Below are 14,647 nucleotides of genomic sequence, written 5' to 3'. Positions count from 1 at the left end.
GGGTTACGGCAATTCGCGGCAAGCGTAGAACGCGCTCAGCACTTTGACCAGATGTGCCAGGTCATGGCTGCCGCACAGTTCGCGGATCGAGTGCATGGCGAACGTCGGCAGGCCGATATCCACGGTGCGGACGCCCAGGTGACTGGCGGTGATCGGCCCGATGGTCGAGCCGCAGCCCATGTCGCTGCGCACCACGAAGCTTTGCACCGGTACTTCTTCGGCCATGCACAGATGGCGGAAGAAACCGGCAGTTTCGCTGTTGGTGGCGTAGCGCTGGTTGCTGTTGACCTTGATCACCGGGCCGGCGTTGAGTTTCGGGCCATGGTTGGCGTCGTGCTTTTCCGCGTAGTTCGGGTGCACGCCGTGGGCGTTGTCGGCCGAGACCAGCAGCGATTTCTGAATGGTGCGGACGAATTCGTCACCTTCCGGCAGCAGGCGGCGCAGGGTCTGTTCGAGCATCGGGCCATCGGCGCCGCAGGCGGAGCAGGAGCCGACTTCTTCGTGGTCATTGGCGACCAGCACGCAGGTTTCTTCGGTGTCGGCGGTGAGCAAGGCTTGCAGGCCTGCGTAGCACGACAGCAGGTTATCCAGGCGCGCGCCGGCAATGAAATCGCCGTTCAGGCCGATGACCGCAGCGCTTTGCGTGTCGTAGAAACTCAGCTCGTAATCCAGCACCACGTCGGCATTCAGGCCGTGCTCGCGCGCCAGTTGATCGGTGAGTACCGCACGGAAATCCACGCGCTCGTCACCGGCAAATTGCGCGAGGATCGGCGGCAGTTCGGTCTGCGCGTTGATCGCCCAACCCATGTTGGCTTCACGATTGAGGTGAATCGCCAGGTTGGGAATGATCGCAATCGGCGCTTTGAAGTCGATCAGCTGACTTTCGACCTTGCCGTCGCGACGGAAGGTGACGCGGCCGGCCAGCGACAGGTCGCGGTCGAACCACGGCGCGAGCAGTGCGCCGCCGTAGACTTCTACGCCTAGCTGCCAGAAGCCCTGACGTTGCAACTCTGGTTGCGGTTTGACGCGCAGGCACGGGCTGTCGGTATGCGCGCCGACCAGACGGATGCCGTCATGCAGCGGCGAGTTGCGGCCCATTTTGATCGCGACAATCGAGGAGTCGTTGCGGGTGACGTAATAGCGGCCGTTGGCCTCGGTGTTCCATGGCTCGCGCTCGTCGAGGCGCATGTAACCGGCGGCCTCCAGACGTTGCACAAGGCTGGCGGTGGCGTGGAACGGGGTAGGGGAGGCCTTGAGGAAGTCGATCAGGCCTTGGTTCAACTCTTCGCGCATAAGAAGCTCCAGACAGCGATGGGCGGGAGTTTAACGCATCGGCCGGAGCTTGGGACATTGTGCAGAGTCAGAACGGCGCCGGGCATTCGAAGCGCAAGCGCTCGCCGGTCTGTGGATGGGTGAAGCTGAGCATGCTCGCGTGCAGGCACAGACGCGGCCAGGCTGCGAGGGCTTGTTCGTGGGCGTAGAGACCGTCACCCAGCAGCGGATGACCAATCGACAGCATGTGTACGCGCAATTGGTGCGAGCGCCCGGTGATCGGCGTCAGTTCGACGCGGCACCAGTCGCCACAACGTTCCAGCACGCGCCAGAAAGTCAGAGCGTTTTTGCCGAATTCGTGATCGACCACATGCCGGGGTTTGGTCGGCGGATCGTAGCGCAGTGGCAAGTCGATGCTGCCGCTGTCGAGTTCCGGCTGGCCCCACGCCAGAGCGGTGTAGGCTTTTTCGGTTTCACGGTCGTGAAACTGGCGCGACAGTTCGCGATGGGTGTCAGGGTCGCGCGCCAGCAAAATGATGCCGGAAGTTTCCCAGTCCAGACGATGCACGATGCGTGCTTCCGGGTAGCCGTTTTCTTGCAGGCGGGTGATCAGGCAGTCCTTGTTGTCATCGGCCCGGCCGGGCACGGAGAGCAACAGGGTCGGTTTGTTCACCACCAATACGGCGGCGTCCTGATAAATGATGTGGACGTTGGACAACGGCATTAAAACAGCCTCGTAACAAATGCCAACGGCGGCTCAGGGCCATTCCGTTGCGGGAATGGCCCTGAGCCGCCGTCGTTCCTGCTGGATCGACTCAGCGATCTGGCAGGGTGATATTGAGTTCCAGAATCGAGCAGCTGCCCTGGTTTTCCAGAGCAACGTGCACGTCATCGGACCCGATATTGACGTACTTGCGGATGACTTCCACCAGTTCCTTCTGCAAGGCTGGCAGGTAATCCGGGGTACTGCGCTGGCCGCGTTCGTGCGCCACGATGATCTGCAGACGCTCTTTCGCTACCGATGCGGTACTTGGCTTCTTGTTGGCACGAAAGAAGTCAAAAATGTTCATTACCGACCTCCAAACAGGCGCTCGAAGAAGCCCTTCTTAGTGACGTCGAGGAAACGATGCTCAACGGTTTTGCCCAGCAGGCGATCTACCGCATCGCTGTACGCCTGACCGGCGTCGCTCTGGTCATCGAGAATCACCGGCACACCGGAGTTGGAAGCCTTGAGGACTGCCTGGGATTCCGGGATGACACCCAGCAGGGTCACCGCGAGAATTTCTTTGACGTCTTCGACCCCGAGCATTTCGCCGTCGCTCACACGCTGCGGGTTGTAGCGGGTCAGCAGCAGGTGTTCCTTGATCGGGTCTTCGCCTTTTTCGGCGCGGCGCGATTTGCTCGCCAGCAGGCCGAGCATGCGGTCCGAATCGCGTACCGAGGACACTTCCGGGTTGGTCACGACGATCGCTTCATCAGCGAAGTACATGGCCAGGTGAGCGCCTTTCTCGATGCCCGCCGGGGAGTCGCAGACCACGAACTCGAATTGTTCCTTGAGCTCCATCAGGACTTTTTCCACGCCTTCCTGAGTCAGCGCGTCTTTGTCGCGGGTCTGACTGGCGGCCAGCACATAGAGGTTTTCCAGGCGCTTGTCTTTGATCAGCGCCTGTTGCAGGTTGGCTTCGCCGTTGACCACGTTGACGAAGTCATACACCACGCGACGCTCGCAACCCATGATCAGGTCGAGGTTACGCAGGCCCACGTCGAAGTCGACGATAACTGTTTTGTGACCGCGCAGAGCGAGGCCGGTACCGATAGCGGCGCTGGTGGTGGTCTTACCCACACCACCCTTGCCGGATGTAACCACGAGAATCTTGGCCAAGGTGTTTCACCCCTAAGGAAGAAGGACTTTCTAGCCCTTGAAAAACATCTCTTGAAAACTACTGCAGTCGGACAGCCTTGGCTGGAATTTGGCTTTAGGCCTTTTTCCTACTTCGTTTGAGCCGTTTTCGCTACGTTTTAGAGATGCTTGGAAAATGCGGCAGTATCCGTTAAAGCCGAATGATGTTCAACACGTCGCCCGACAGGCTGACCTGTACGGCCGAACCCCACATCGGATCACGACGCAGGTCTTCGGAGACCTTGTAATGGCCGGCGATGGAGATCAGTTCAGCGCTCAATTGCTGACAGAAAATCCGTGCCTTGGTGTCACCCTTGACCCCGGCCAGTGCGCGACCGCGCATCGGGCCGTATACATGGATGTTGCCATCGGCAAGAAGTTCCGCCCCCGGGCTGACCGAAGACACCACCACCAAATCGCCACCCTGTGCGTATATCTGTTGGCCACCACGTACTGGTGTGGTGATTACGCGGGTCGCTTTGATCGTCGGCTCGGGCGGTTTTTCCGGCTTTTTCTTCACCTCCGGCTCGGGTGCTTCTAACGGTCGCTCACGGGCGCCGGACGGCGGCAGCACCGGAATGTCGATGGCGATGGCGGCGGCGATGTCTTCGATGCGGCTGGCGCGGATCGCCAGTGTGCGCAGGCCGTGCTGGCGGCATACGCGCATCAGACCCGGCAGATCGACCGCGCCTTCGCCCGGCGGCAGTTTGTCGAGGGCCAGCACCAGCGGCGCATTGCTGAAGAAGTTCGGCGCTTGCGCGACTTTGGCGGCCAATTGCCGATCGAGGCTGTCGAGGTCGTTGCGGGTCAGCTCCAGCACCGTAATGGCGAGCATGCTGCCCTTCAACTGAAAGACGGAAACTTGGTCTGGCGGTGCGGTTTGGCTCATGTCGGCATACAACGGCTTGTCACGGAAAGTGCCGAGACTTATAACGAGAACGCCGGCCAGCCGCAAGCCGGGTCGAACGATGTAGAATGCGCGGCCACTGCATTTACGGAAGCTTTAATGGATCGCCCGCGTTTTCGAACAGCATTTCTTGCTCCACGCTTCTGGCCGCTCTGGTGCGGCCTTGGGCTGTTGTGGCTGATCGTGCAGTTGCCGTATCCGGCATTACTGACGATCGGTCGTGCCTTGGGCGCGTTGATGTATCGCTTTGCCGGCGACCGACGGCGCATCGCCAAGCGCAATCTTGAATTGTGCTTCCCGGAAAAATCCGCCGCCGAGCGCAAACGCCTGCTCAAGGAGAATTTCGCGTCCACCGGTATCGCGTTCTTCGAAATGGCCATGAGCTGGTGGTGGTCGCGTGAGCGTCTGGCCAAACTGGCTCACGTCGAAGGTCTGGAACATCTGCAAAACGCTCAGCGTGAAGGCAAAGGCGTGATTCTGATGGCGGTGCATTTCACCACGCTGGAAATCGGCGCGGCGCTGCTTGGCCAGCAGCACACCATCGACGGCATGTACCGCGAACACAAAAACCCGTTGTTCGACTTCGTCCAGCGCCAGGGCCGCGAGCGCCACAACCTCGATTCGCTGGCGGTTGAACGCGACGACGTGCGCGGCATGCTCAAGTTGCTGCGCAGCGGCCGGGCGATCTGGTACGCACCGGATCAGGACTACGGCGCCAAGCAAAGCATCTTCGTCCCGCTGTTCGGCATTCAAGCAGCGACCGTCACCGCCACGAGTAAATTTGCGCGGCTGGGCAAAGCGCTGGTGGTGCCGTTCACCCAGGAACGTCTGGCCGATGGCAGCGGTTACCGTCTGGTGATCCATCCGCCGCTGGAAGGTTTCCCCGGCGAGAGCGAAGAGGCTGATTGCCTGCGCATCAACCAATGGGTCGAAGGCGTGTTGCGTGATTGCCCCGAGCAATACCTGTGGGCGCATCGCCGATTCAAGAGCCGGCCGCCGGGCGAGCCGAAGTTGTACGCCAAACGCCGTTGATTGACCTTTCCCCTTGAGCACCATGGAGCGTTGCGATGAGCCCGACTGAACCGGTCACAGGTTTGATTCTTTCCGGCGGCGGGGCTCGGGCGGCTTATCAGGTGGGCGTATTGGCGGCGATTGCAGAATTGTTGCCGCTGGGCGCGGACAATCCGTTTCCGGTGATAGTCGGCACTTCGGCCGGGGCGATCAACGCGGTGAGTCTGGCCAGCGGCGCCACGGATTTTCGCGCCGCCATCGAACGCCTGACCTTGTTCTGGCAGGGCTTTCGCAGCCATCGCGTGCTGCGCAGCGACTGGCCCGGCGTGATCCGTCAGGCCAGCCGTTTTGTCAGCCACAGCCTGCTCGGCATTGGCCGGCAGTTGCCGGTGGCGCTGCTCAACAGTTCGCCGCTGCGCGATCTGCTCCACGACAAACTGCACATGCCCGGGATTGCCGAATCGATCGCGCAAAAGCAATTGCGCGCGGTGGCAGTGACCGCGTTCGGCTACGAGTCGGGTCAGGCCGTGACGTTTTATCAGGGCGGCAGGACGATTGATGCGTGGTTGCGTCATCGACGGATTGGCGTGCCGACGCAGTTGTCGGTTGAGCACTTGCTGGCGAGTTCGGCGATTCCGCTGTTGTTTGCGCCGGTGAAGATAGGCGAGGAATATTTCGGTGACGGCGCGGTGCGCCAGTCGGCGCCGATCAGTCCGGCGCTGCATCTGGGCGCGACTCGGGTGTTGGTGGTGGGCGTCAGCGGCAACCCGCGCGGTGTCGATCCGCAGCCGGTGCAACGCAACTACACCGGTCAGCAACCGACGCTGGCGCAAATTGGCGGGCACATGCTCAACAGTACGTTCATTGACAGTCTGGAGAGCGATATCGAGCTGCTGCAGCGTCTGAATCAGTTCAGCCATCTGATGCCTGACGGCACGCCGACGCGGGCGCTGGGTGTGGCGCCGGTTGAAGTGCTGGTGATTTCGCCAAGTCAGCCGATTGATGAAATCGCGGCACGCCATCGCCAGGAATTACCGGCGGCGTTGCGCTTGTTTTTGCGCGGGCCGGGAGCGACCAAGACCAGTGGCGCGGGGGTATTGAGTTATCTGCTATTCGAGGCGGGGTATTGCAGCGAATTGATCGATCTGGGGCGGCGCGATGCGTTGGCCAAACGCGAGGAGTTGTGCCGGTTTTTGGGGTTGCCTTTTTAAAGCAAAAGATCGTCCGATCGCGGCCCGAGCCTTCGGCAGCTCCTACAGAGGAATGCGTTCCAATGTAGGAGCTGGCGCAGCCTGCGATCTTTTGATCTTTATCAGAAGTGGAACTTCACCAGGAAGCTTGTGGTGCTCTGATTGGTCTTGAACGCGCCGGTATCGTCGATCCCGTACTTGTCTTTCCAGTAGTCGTATTCAACACCGACATACAACTGCTTCTCGCCGAAACTCAGCGCCTTGCCCAAGTCGTATTTGACCTGCGGGTTGAAGTGCAGGTTGGCGTGGTAGTCGCCCTTGGAGTTGGAATCGTTGTCGACGACCCAGTCCATGAACCCGTCGATCAGGATGTTCGAATTGCCCACCGGGATGGTGTAAGACCAGGCCGGAGTGATCTGCCAGACGTTGTCACCGGCGCGCGGGCCTTCGGTGTGACGCTGGTAGAAGTTCAGCTGGAAGTAGTCGAAACCAGGAATCGCCAGGTCGAAGCCCGGACCGATCAGGTAGGACTCGGTGTCACCCTCGCCGAACTCGTAAGTCATCGCCAGCAGCACGTCTTTGATCGGACCGAATTCGATCTTCTGATCGAGCACCTTGCCCAGCGAGATGCGCGGGCTGAACTCGCCGTAGTAAGTGTTCGGGCCGTTGCTGAAGTCCTTGCCACCGTTGTAGAAGATCTTGTCGAGGAAGAAGAAGTTATCCCCATACTTCCAGCCATCGGCGTGCTCGAAGGTCACGGTTTGCTGAATGCGCGGGTTGACTTGAAAGTCCTTGCCATAGAGGTAGGTCAGGCTGTTGTTCTGCCATTGCAGCAGGCCCTCGGCCATGGCCTGACCCCCGGCCAGCATCGATCCCGCCAACATCAGGCTGGTGCACATACGTTTCATTCGGTTGCTCCCAAAGTAGGTGTTGCACGTTTATTTTTTTTAGATCGGCGCTCTGGTGTGGCGCCTTTTTTCGTTGCTGCAAAAATCATCCAACCGGTCAGCTTCTTTGCTGTTAGCAAGAGCTGCGCCAAGGCTTTTCGAAAAACAAAAAAACGCCCATCGGCGGCTCGAAAACCGTCGATTGTGCGTGATTCGGGTAGGCCTTGTTACTGACCCAAGCCTGGATAAGTTGGCTTTTCGGTCAGGAATTAAGTTCGGGCTTTTTTTTAGACCGAATTCGGATGGCGGCGGAGAATACTGACTCCTTGGCCAGGTCTCAAGTGCCCCGCAACAGAGCACTGACGACAGGCATGGGGCACGGTTGCGGGTCATGTTAGAAGTGCACCTTTACCAGCAGGCTGGCGGTGTTCTGATTGGTGTCGAGGTTGGGGCTGCTTTCGATGCCGTATTTATTTTTCCAATAGCTGTATTCAGTGCCGACATACACCTGTTTCTGACCCCAGCCGAGCGCTTTGCCCAGGTCATACTTGATCTGCGGATTGATGTGCAGGTTGGCGTGGTAAGTGCCGCGCGCGTTCTGGTCGTTGTCGACCACCCAGTCCAGATAACCGTCGATCAACAGATCGGAATTACCGACGGGAATGCTGTAAGACCAGGCGGGCGAGATCTGCCACACGCCGTCGCCGGGACGCGGACCTTCGGTCTGGCGGCGGAAGATGTTCAGGGTGACGTAGTTGAAGCCCGGCACGTTCAAGTCGAAGCCCGGGCCGATCAGATAGGCCTCGCTCTCGCCTTCGCCGTACTCGTAAGTCATCGCCAACAGCACGTCTTTGATCGGGCCGAACTCGAGTTTTTTATCGAAGATCTTGCCGAACGAGAAACGCGGGGTGAATTCGCCGTAGAAAGTGTGCGGGCCTTTGTTACGGTCTTCCTCGCCGTTATAGAAGATCTTGTCGACGAACAGAAAGTTGTCACCGTACTTCCATTTGTCGGCGTGCTCGAACGTCACCGTCTGCTGAATCGACGGATTGATCGCGAAGTTCTTGCCGTACAAGTAGCTGAGGCTGTTGGTCTGCCACAGCAATAAATCGCCGGCCATGGCCTGGGTTGCGGCGAGCAAGCCGCCGCTCAATAGCAAACTCGATTGCGTGCGAATCATCTGTTGCTCCCTCTTGTTTTTATTTTTGAGGCACAGCTGTGGAGAGGGGGCCAGCCGTGGCTGGCCCCTTGGGTAAACGCTCGGATCAGTGCGGGTGGGCGTGACAGTCGTTGATGGCTGCGCGTTCGGCTCCACCGAGGATGTTGAACAGCAGGTTCAGCGTCAGCGCACTCAGGGTCGCCATGGCGATGCCGCTGTGGGTAATCGGGCTCATCCACAATGGCAGATGGGCGAAGAATTCCGGACGTACCACCGGGATCAGGCCCATGCCGATGCTCACGGCCACCAGCAGTTGGTTGCGGCGGTCGCCGATGTCGGCTTCTTGCAGAATCTTGATCCCGGTCGCGGCGACCATGCCGAACATCGCAATCGCTGCGCCACCCAAGACTGCCGGCGGAATCGATGCCACCAGATACGCGGCTTTGGGCAGCAGACTCAACACGATCAACAAACCGCCAGCGACGATGGTCACTGAACGGCAACGCACGCCAGTCATCTGCACCAGGCCGATGTTCTGCGCGAAAGACGAGTGAGTGAAGGTGTTGAAGAACCCGGCGACGAACGAAGCGCCGGCATCGCACAGCAAGCCGCGCCGCAACATGCGTGGGCAGACTTCCTGACCGGTGATCTTGCCCAGCGCGAGAAACATCCCCGTGGATTCGACAAAGATGATCACCACCACCAGACACATCGACAGGATCGGCGCGAGTTCGAATTTCGGCATGCCGAAATGCAGCGGCGTGACGAATTGCACCCACGGCGCGTTGGCCATGCCACTCAGGTCAACCATGCCGATCGCGCCGCACAATACGTAGCCGAAGCACATGCCGATCAACACCGAGATGTTGACCCAGAAGCCACGCATGAAGCGGTGGACCAGCAAGATTGTGCCCAGCACCAGCGCGGCGATGGCCAGATAAATCGGTGAGCCGAACTCTGCAGCGGCGGCACCGCCACCGGCCCAGTTCACGGCGACGGGGAACAGCGATAAACCGATCGAGGTGATGACCGTGCCGGTCACCAGCGGCGGGAAGAAACGCACAACCCTGGACATGAACGGCGCGATGATCATGCCGAAGAACCCGGCGGCAATAGTCGCGCCGAAGATTCCTTGCAGACCGATACCCGGCATGCCGGCCATCGCGACCATACTGCCGACCGCAGCAAAACTTGCGCCCATCATTACCGGCATGCGGATGCCCATCGGACCGATGCCCATAGATTGCACGATGGTGGCGATGCCGGCGACCAGCAGGTCGGCGTTGATCAGGAAGGCGATTTCTTCACGACTCAGGCCAGCGGCCTGTCCGATGATCAACGGCACCGCGATGGCACCGCCGTACATCAGCAGAACATGTTGCAAACCGACCAGAATCAGTTGCAAAAGGGGCAATCGCTGAATGGCGGGTGCGTCGGGGATGCGCGCTTTGGACAGCTCGGACATGCAACACCTCGGATCTTTTTATTCTTGTGATTGAACAGCTGCCGGGTGGCTCACAGCTGTTTCATTGCATCGGGTAAACCGCGTTGCGGCCAATCGCTGGCAAGCCAGCTCCCACACAGGCAGTGCAAAACCCTGTGGGAGCTGGCTTGCCAGCGATGCTTTTATTGCTTAGTTGGTCTGGGCCCCCTGCACAATCCATGCACCGATCAGCTCACGTTCCTGCTGGGTCATCTGGGTGATGTTGCCCAGTGGCATGATCTGCGTGGTGACCGCTTGTGCCTGAATCCGCGCGGCGTTCTGGCGGATCTGGTCAGGGGTGTCGAGCATCACACCGGCTGGCGCTGCGCTGAACAACGGGCTGGTCGGTTTGGCCGAATGGCAGACCGTGCAGCGTTCCTGAATCACCGTGTGCACCTTGTCGAACCCCGGGCCGGCGTTCGACGCTTGTGCCGGTGCAGCGGCCGGCGCTGCAGCAGCAGGTTGCGCCGCTTCAGCCGGTTTCAGGCCACCGCCCACTGCGGTTTCCGGCAATGGCTGGTATTCGATTTTCGCTGGCGCCTTGGCCACTTCCGGAGCAGTTGCCATCGGCGTCGGGCCGGTGACGTAGGCCAGAGTGATCATGCCCACCGCTGCCACTGGCAGGGTCCAGGCGAACTTGTGGCTGTCGTGACGGGTGTTGAAGTAGTGACGCACCAACACCGCCAACACGGCGATCCCGGCCAGGATCAACCAGTTGTACTGGCTGCCATAAGTGCTCGGGAAGTGGTTGCTGATCATGATGAACAGCACCGGCAGGGTGAAGTAGTTGTTGTGCCGCGAACGCAGCAAGCCTTTGGCCGGCAGGGCCGGATCCGGCGTGCGGTTCTCGGCAATCGCCGCTACCAACGCACGTTGCGCAGGCATGATGATGCGGAACACGTTACCGACCATGATGGTGCCGATGATCGCGCCGACGTGCAGGTACGCACCCCGACCGCTGAACACCTTGCTGAAGCCGTAAGCGGCGCCAATGATCAGCACGAACAGAATGAAACCCAGCAGAGCAGGGCGCTTGCCCAGAGCTGAGTCGCACAGAAACGAGTAGATGAACCAGCCGATGAACAGCGAGCCGATACCGATGGCCACGCCCTCAGGGCCGCTCAGAGAACTGCCGGGAGCCAGCAGATAGAGCGTCGGATTGGAGTAGAACACCACGCACAGCAGCGCGATCCCCGACAACCAGGTGAAATAGGCTTCCCATTTGAACCAGTGCAGGTTGTCCGGCATGGTCGGTGGGGCCAGTTTGTATTTTTCCAGGTGGTAGATACCGCCACCGTGGATCGCCCACAGATCACCGGCCAGACCGGTTTTCGGGTTGACGCGGTTGAGGTTGTTCTCCAGCCAGACGAAATAGAACGACGCGCCGATCCAGGCCACGCCAGTAATCATGTGCACCCAGCGCACGCTCAGGTTCAGCCATTCAAACAGATGTGCTTCCACAGTCTTTACCTCTCGCCTGTCACTCTGTTGTCGAGTGATCAGACCTTCTCTTATTGGTGGGGGGCGAGGATCAAACGCTCATCCTCTTTGAAAAAATGCTCATCGCAGTTATTGCCTGTGCCACTGCGATCAACCACCAGGAAGTCATCCCGCTTTTCGATCGTCAGCACCGGATGGTGCCAAACGCCGCGATGGTAATTGATGCCCTGCCTGCCGTTGGTGACGAAGGCGCGGACCAAGCCTGATACAGGTGCATCGCCAACTGGCGCGACCACGATCAGAAAGGGGTTGCCGAGCAGCGGAATGAACGCCTGGCTGCCCAGCGGATGTCGTTCCAGCATGCAAACGGTCAGCGGCATGTCCTGCGCGTCGGCGCGGAAGATGCTGATGATCGCGTTGTCCTCAGGCGTAGCGGTTTCGACCGTCGCCAGTTTGTGGAAGCGCATGGTCGAACCGTTGTTGATCATGAAGTGATCGCTGCCGTCGGTTTCGATCACGTCACCGAAAGGGGCGAAGGCTTCTTTGCTCAGCGGTTCAATCGTCAATGTGCGCATGCTGTTCTTCTTATCCGGATTCTGTGTTGTTGATTCTGTTTTTGTGGCGAGGGAGCTTGCTCCCGCTGGACTGCGCAGCAGGCCCAAGTTTTTGGGGCCGCTTCGCGACCCAGCGGGAGCAAGCTCCCTCGCCACAGGGGTTCCACCTTATTTAGCGACCTTGCCCAGTACGCGTAGGCGACTTACACCACCATCCGGGAACACGTTGAGGCGGATGTGGGTGATCGGGCCCAGTGCCTTGATCTGCTCGGCGAAGGTGTGTTCGGCGTGCATCTCCAGTTTCTGCGCCGGCAACAGCTCACGCCAGAACAGCGACTGGGTTTCGATCTGGCTGTCGGTGCCGCCCTTGACGAATGCGCCCTGAATCGAGCAGGTGTCCGGGTAGTTGCCCTTGAAGTGCAGGGTGTCGACGATGATTTTTTCGATCTCGCCCGGATGGCCAAGCGCGACGATCACCCAGTCATTGCCCGGCGTACGCCGCCGTGCAGTTTCCCAGCCGTCGCCCATGTTGATGCCACGACCCGGATTGAGGATGTTGCTCATGCGGCCGAAGTGTTCGTCGGAGCAGGCGAGGGCGCGGCCACCATTCAGGGCTGCTGCCAGATCGACTTGCTCGTTGTCACCGACGGACGACCAGTCGCGGAACGGAATGCCGTACACACGAAGACGGGCGACGCCGCCGTCCGGGTAGATGTTGAAACGCAGGTGGCTGAACGCCTGGTCGTTGCTGATTTCGTGGTAGTGGTGGCTGTTGCCCTGCAGCTCGACGGCCGACAGCACTTCAGTCCACTGGGTGTTGGCGTCCGGCTCACCGGAGGCCAGGAAGCATGCTTCCAGCGAAGCCGACGGCGGATAGTTGCCGGTGAAGAATGAAGTGTCGATGTCCACGCCTTTGATCGAACCCGGCACGCCGAGGCGGATCACTGCGCTGTCGTAGCCTTCGAAGCGCTTGCGGCGCGACTCCCAGCCGTCCATCCACTTGCCGTTGTCATCGAACACGCCCTCCTTCCATACGGCCGGGGTCGGTTGGAACAGACGATTGGCGTCTGCGAACCAGTCATCGGTGACCGAGATGATTTTGGTGCCCAGACGGGCATCGGCCAGGTTGACGAACTTCTCGAAAGGTACGGCGTAAGCTTTCATTCTTCTTGTCTGCCTTTAAATAAGTGGCTTGGGATGCTTGCGAGACCCTGGGTGCTTTCCGCGTCTAAGACACTCGGGTCAGGCTCGCTAAAGAGTCAGTAATCGGAACAGGGCAATCTTGTTGATCTCCGCCAGCGCGCATTTGAACTCGGTGTCTTGCGGGTTGTGAATGCGCGTTTCGAACGCCGCGAGGATCTGATGCCGGTTGCTGCCTTTTACCGCCATGATGAAGGGAAACTTGAACTTGGCTTTGTAGGCGTCGTTCAGCTCGGTGAAGCGCGAAAACTCTTCGGCCGTGCATTGGTGAATACCGGCGCCAGCCTGTTCATTGGTGCTGGCTTCGGTCAACTGGCCCTGGACGGCAGCTTTGCCGGCCAGGTCCGGGTGAGCGTTGATCAGAGCCAACTGGGTGGCGTGATCGGCGCTCAACAGGATGTCGCTCATGCGTTGGTGCAGGGTTTCGATCTCGTCGATCGAGGCGTCCTGACCCAGGTCGTAGGCCTTCTCGGCCACCCATGGCGAATGTTCGTAGATGTCGGCGAAGGCGCTGACGAAAGCGTCGCGGCTCAGGGTCGACGGTTGCACAGTTTGAAAGCGGCTCATTGGGCGGCCTCTTGGTACGGGTGGGTTGCGTGCCAGTGACGTGCGATGTCGACGCGACGGCTGAACCACACCTGCTCATGACTTTTGGCGTATTCGATAAAGCGTTTCAGCGAAGCGATGCGTCCCGGACGGCCGATCAAGCGGCAGTGCAGACCAATCGAAAGCATCTTCGGCGCTTCGGCACCTTCGGCGTACAGCACGTCGAATGCGTCTTTCAGGTATTCGAAGAAATCGTCGCCCTTGTTGAAACCCTGGACCTGGGTGAAGCGCATGTCATTGGTGTCCAGCGTGTACGGGATCACCAGATGTGGTTTGCCAGTCGGGTTGTTCGGTTCCCAGTAGGGCAGGTCGTCGTCGTAGGTGTCGCAGTCGTAGAGGAAACCGCCTTCTTCCATCACCAGCTTACGCGTGTGCGGGCCGGTGCGACCGGTGTACCAGCCCAGCGGGCGTTCGCCGGTGAGTTCGGTAAGGATGCGGATCGCTTCGAGCATGTGCTCGCGTTCCTGCGCCTCGTCCATGTACTGGTAGTCGATCCAGCGATAGCCGTGGCTGCAGATCTCGTGACCGGCATCGACCATGGCGCGGATCACATCCGGATGACGCTGCGCGGCCATCGCGACGGCGAAGATGGTCAGCGGAATGTCGAATTCCTTGAACAGTTTCAAGATCCGCCACACGCCGGCACGGCTGCCATACTCGTAAAGCGATTCCATGCTCATGTTGCGCACGCCTTGCAGAGGCTGGGCCGCGACCATTTCCGAGAGGAAGGCTTCCGATTCTTTATCGCCATGCAGGATGTTGCGTTCGCCACCTTCCTCATAGTTGAGCACGAAGGACAGGGCGATCCGGGCATTGCCCGGCCAGTGTGGGTGAGGAGGGTTACTGCCGTAACCGATCAGGTCGCGTGGGTAGTCAGCGCTCACTGCATGCTTCCTTCTTATTCGTGACGACGTGTTGAATGTCGGTGTAGGTGACGACCTGGCGTCACAGTGATGGGCTGATTGTATACAACTTTATTCGCACTTTGTAAGTCTGAATTTTCGCATTTTTCACCGGCTGTCATCTTTTGCTGGTATT

General features: G+C 59.6%; 15 protein-coding genes. 2 read left to right on the top strand and 13 right to left on the bottom strand.

The genetic code is table 11. From position 1 onward, the window contains the following. Positions 1 to 3 precede the first annotated feature (3 nt). From ACOI8A_RS26735 to minC, 5 genes are all read right to left on the bottom strand, one after another. Positions 4 to 1,293, bottom strand: a complete 1,290-nt coding sequence (locus ACOI8A_RS26735) for a M18 family aminopeptidase (RefSeq protein ID WP_420650355.1) — start codon at positions 1,291 to 1,293, stop codon at positions 4 to 6. Positions 1,294 to 1,360: 67 nt separating this feature from the next. Beyond that, positions 1,361 to 1,996 (bottom strand): RluA family pseudouridine synthase, encoded by a 636-nt coding sequence (locus ACOI8A_RS26730; protein WP_420650356.1) that lies wholly within the window; start codon positions 1,994 to 1,996, stop codon positions 1,361 to 1,363. A 91-nt stretch (positions 1,997 to 2,087) separates the two neighbouring features. After that, complete coding sequence (gene minE / locus ACOI8A_RS26725) at positions 2,088 to 2,342, bottom strand: cell division topological specificity factor MinE (RefSeq protein WP_007944431.1); 255 nt, start codon at positions 2,340 to 2,342, stop codon at positions 2,088 to 2,090. Continuing rightward, on the bottom strand, positions 2,342 to 3,154 hold the full coding sequence (gene minD, locus ACOI8A_RS26720; RefSeq protein ID WP_259501137.1) for a septum site-determining protein MinD: 813 nt from the start codon (positions 3,152 to 3,154) through the stop codon (positions 2,342 to 2,344). The genes minE and minD overlap by 1 nt, the downstream gene beginning before the upstream one ends. Positions 3,155 to 3,323: 169 nt before the next feature. Further along, positions 3,324 to 4,061, bottom strand: a complete 738-nt coding sequence (gene minC / locus ACOI8A_RS26715; RefSeq protein ID WP_420650357.1) for a septum site-determining protein MinC — start codon at positions 4,059 to 4,061, stop codon at positions 3,324 to 3,326. Positions 4,062 to 4,178: 117 nt separating this feature from the next. Between minC and ACOI8A_RS26710 the strand changes: the two genes are divergently transcribed. Together ACOI8A_RS26710 and ACOI8A_RS26705 are read left to right on the top strand one after the other, a co-directional pair. Next, a complete protein-coding gene (locus ACOI8A_RS26710) occupies positions 4,179 to 5,111 on the top strand; it encodes a lipid A biosynthesis lauroyl acyltransferase (protein ID WP_420650358.1) in 933 nt (310 codons plus the stop codon). Between the two features lie 35 nt (positions 5,112 to 5,146). After that, positions 5,147 to 6,301: a patatin-like phospholipase family protein gene (locus ACOI8A_RS26705; RefSeq protein ID WP_420650359.1), complete on the top strand. Its 1,155-nt coding sequence runs from the start codon at positions 5,147 to 5,149 to the stop codon at positions 6,299 to 6,301. A 101-nt stretch (positions 6,302 to 6,402) separates the two neighbouring features. Here the strand turns inward: ACOI8A_RS26705 and ACOI8A_RS26700 are convergent, their stop codons facing one another. The 8 genes from ACOI8A_RS26700 to puuE form a co-directional block, all read right to left on the bottom strand. Beyond that, a complete protein-coding gene (locus tag ACOI8A_RS26700) occupies positions 6,403 to 7,188 on the bottom strand; it encodes an outer membrane protein OmpK (RefSeq protein WP_420650360.1) in 786 nt (261 codons plus the stop codon). Between the two features lie 373 nt (positions 7,189 to 7,561). Then, positions 7,562 to 8,347: an outer membrane protein OmpK gene (locus ACOI8A_RS26695; RefSeq protein WP_420650361.1), complete on the bottom strand. Its 786-nt coding sequence runs from the start codon at positions 8,345 to 8,347 to the stop codon at positions 7,562 to 7,564. 85 nt (positions 8,348 to 8,432) lie between these two features. Next, a complete protein-coding gene (locus ACOI8A_RS26690) occupies positions 8,433 to 9,791 on the bottom strand; it encodes a nucleobase:cation symporter-2 family protein (RefSeq protein WP_420650362.1) in 1,359 nt (452 codons plus the stop codon). A 168-nt stretch (positions 9,792 to 9,959) separates the two neighbouring features. Further along, positions 9,960 to 11,270, bottom strand: coding sequence for a urate hydroxylase PuuD (locus tag ACOI8A_RS26685; RefSeq protein ID WP_420650363.1), 1,311 nt, complete (start codon positions 11,268 to 11,270; stop codon positions 9,960 to 9,962). 50 nt (positions 11,271 to 11,320) lie between these two features. Then, positions 11,321 to 11,824 carry an ureidoglycolate lyase gene (locus tag ACOI8A_RS26680; protein ID WP_420650455.1) on the bottom strand — a complete coding sequence of 168 codons (504 nt, stop codon included), beginning with the start codon at positions 11,822 to 11,824 and terminating at the stop codon, positions 11,321 to 11,323. A 147-nt stretch (positions 11,825 to 11,971) separates the two neighbouring features. Continuing rightward, on the bottom strand, positions 11,972 to 12,967 hold the full coding sequence (gene alc, locus ACOI8A_RS26675) for an allantoicase (protein ID WP_420650364.1): 996 nt from the start codon (positions 12,965 to 12,967) through the stop codon (positions 11,972 to 11,974). An 87-nt stretch (positions 12,968 to 13,054) separates the two neighbouring features. After that, positions 13,055 to 13,570: a 2-oxo-4-hydroxy-4-carboxy-5-ureidoimidazoline decarboxylase gene (gene uraD, locus ACOI8A_RS26670; RefSeq protein ID WP_420650365.1), complete on the bottom strand. Its 516-nt coding sequence runs from the start codon at positions 13,568 to 13,570 to the stop codon at positions 13,055 to 13,057. Next, positions 13,567 to 14,493 (bottom strand): allantoinase PuuE, encoded by a 927-nt coding sequence (gene puuE, locus ACOI8A_RS26665; protein WP_420650366.1) that lies wholly within the window; start codon positions 14,491 to 14,493, stop codon positions 13,567 to 13,569. The genes uraD and puuE overlap by 4 nt, the downstream gene beginning before the upstream one ends. Between the last annotated feature and the right edge of the window lie 154 nt (positions 14,494 to 14,647).

This window comes from Pseudomonas sp. P4795, from assembly GCF_048822895.1.
In the GTDB taxonomy this organism is placed as follows: Bacteria; Pseudomonadota; Gammaproteobacteria; order Pseudomonadales; family Pseudomonadaceae; genus Aquipseudomonas.
The sequence above is the reverse complement of the archived record's forward strand: the minus strand, read 5'-3'. Positions and strand labels throughout refer to the sequence as shown.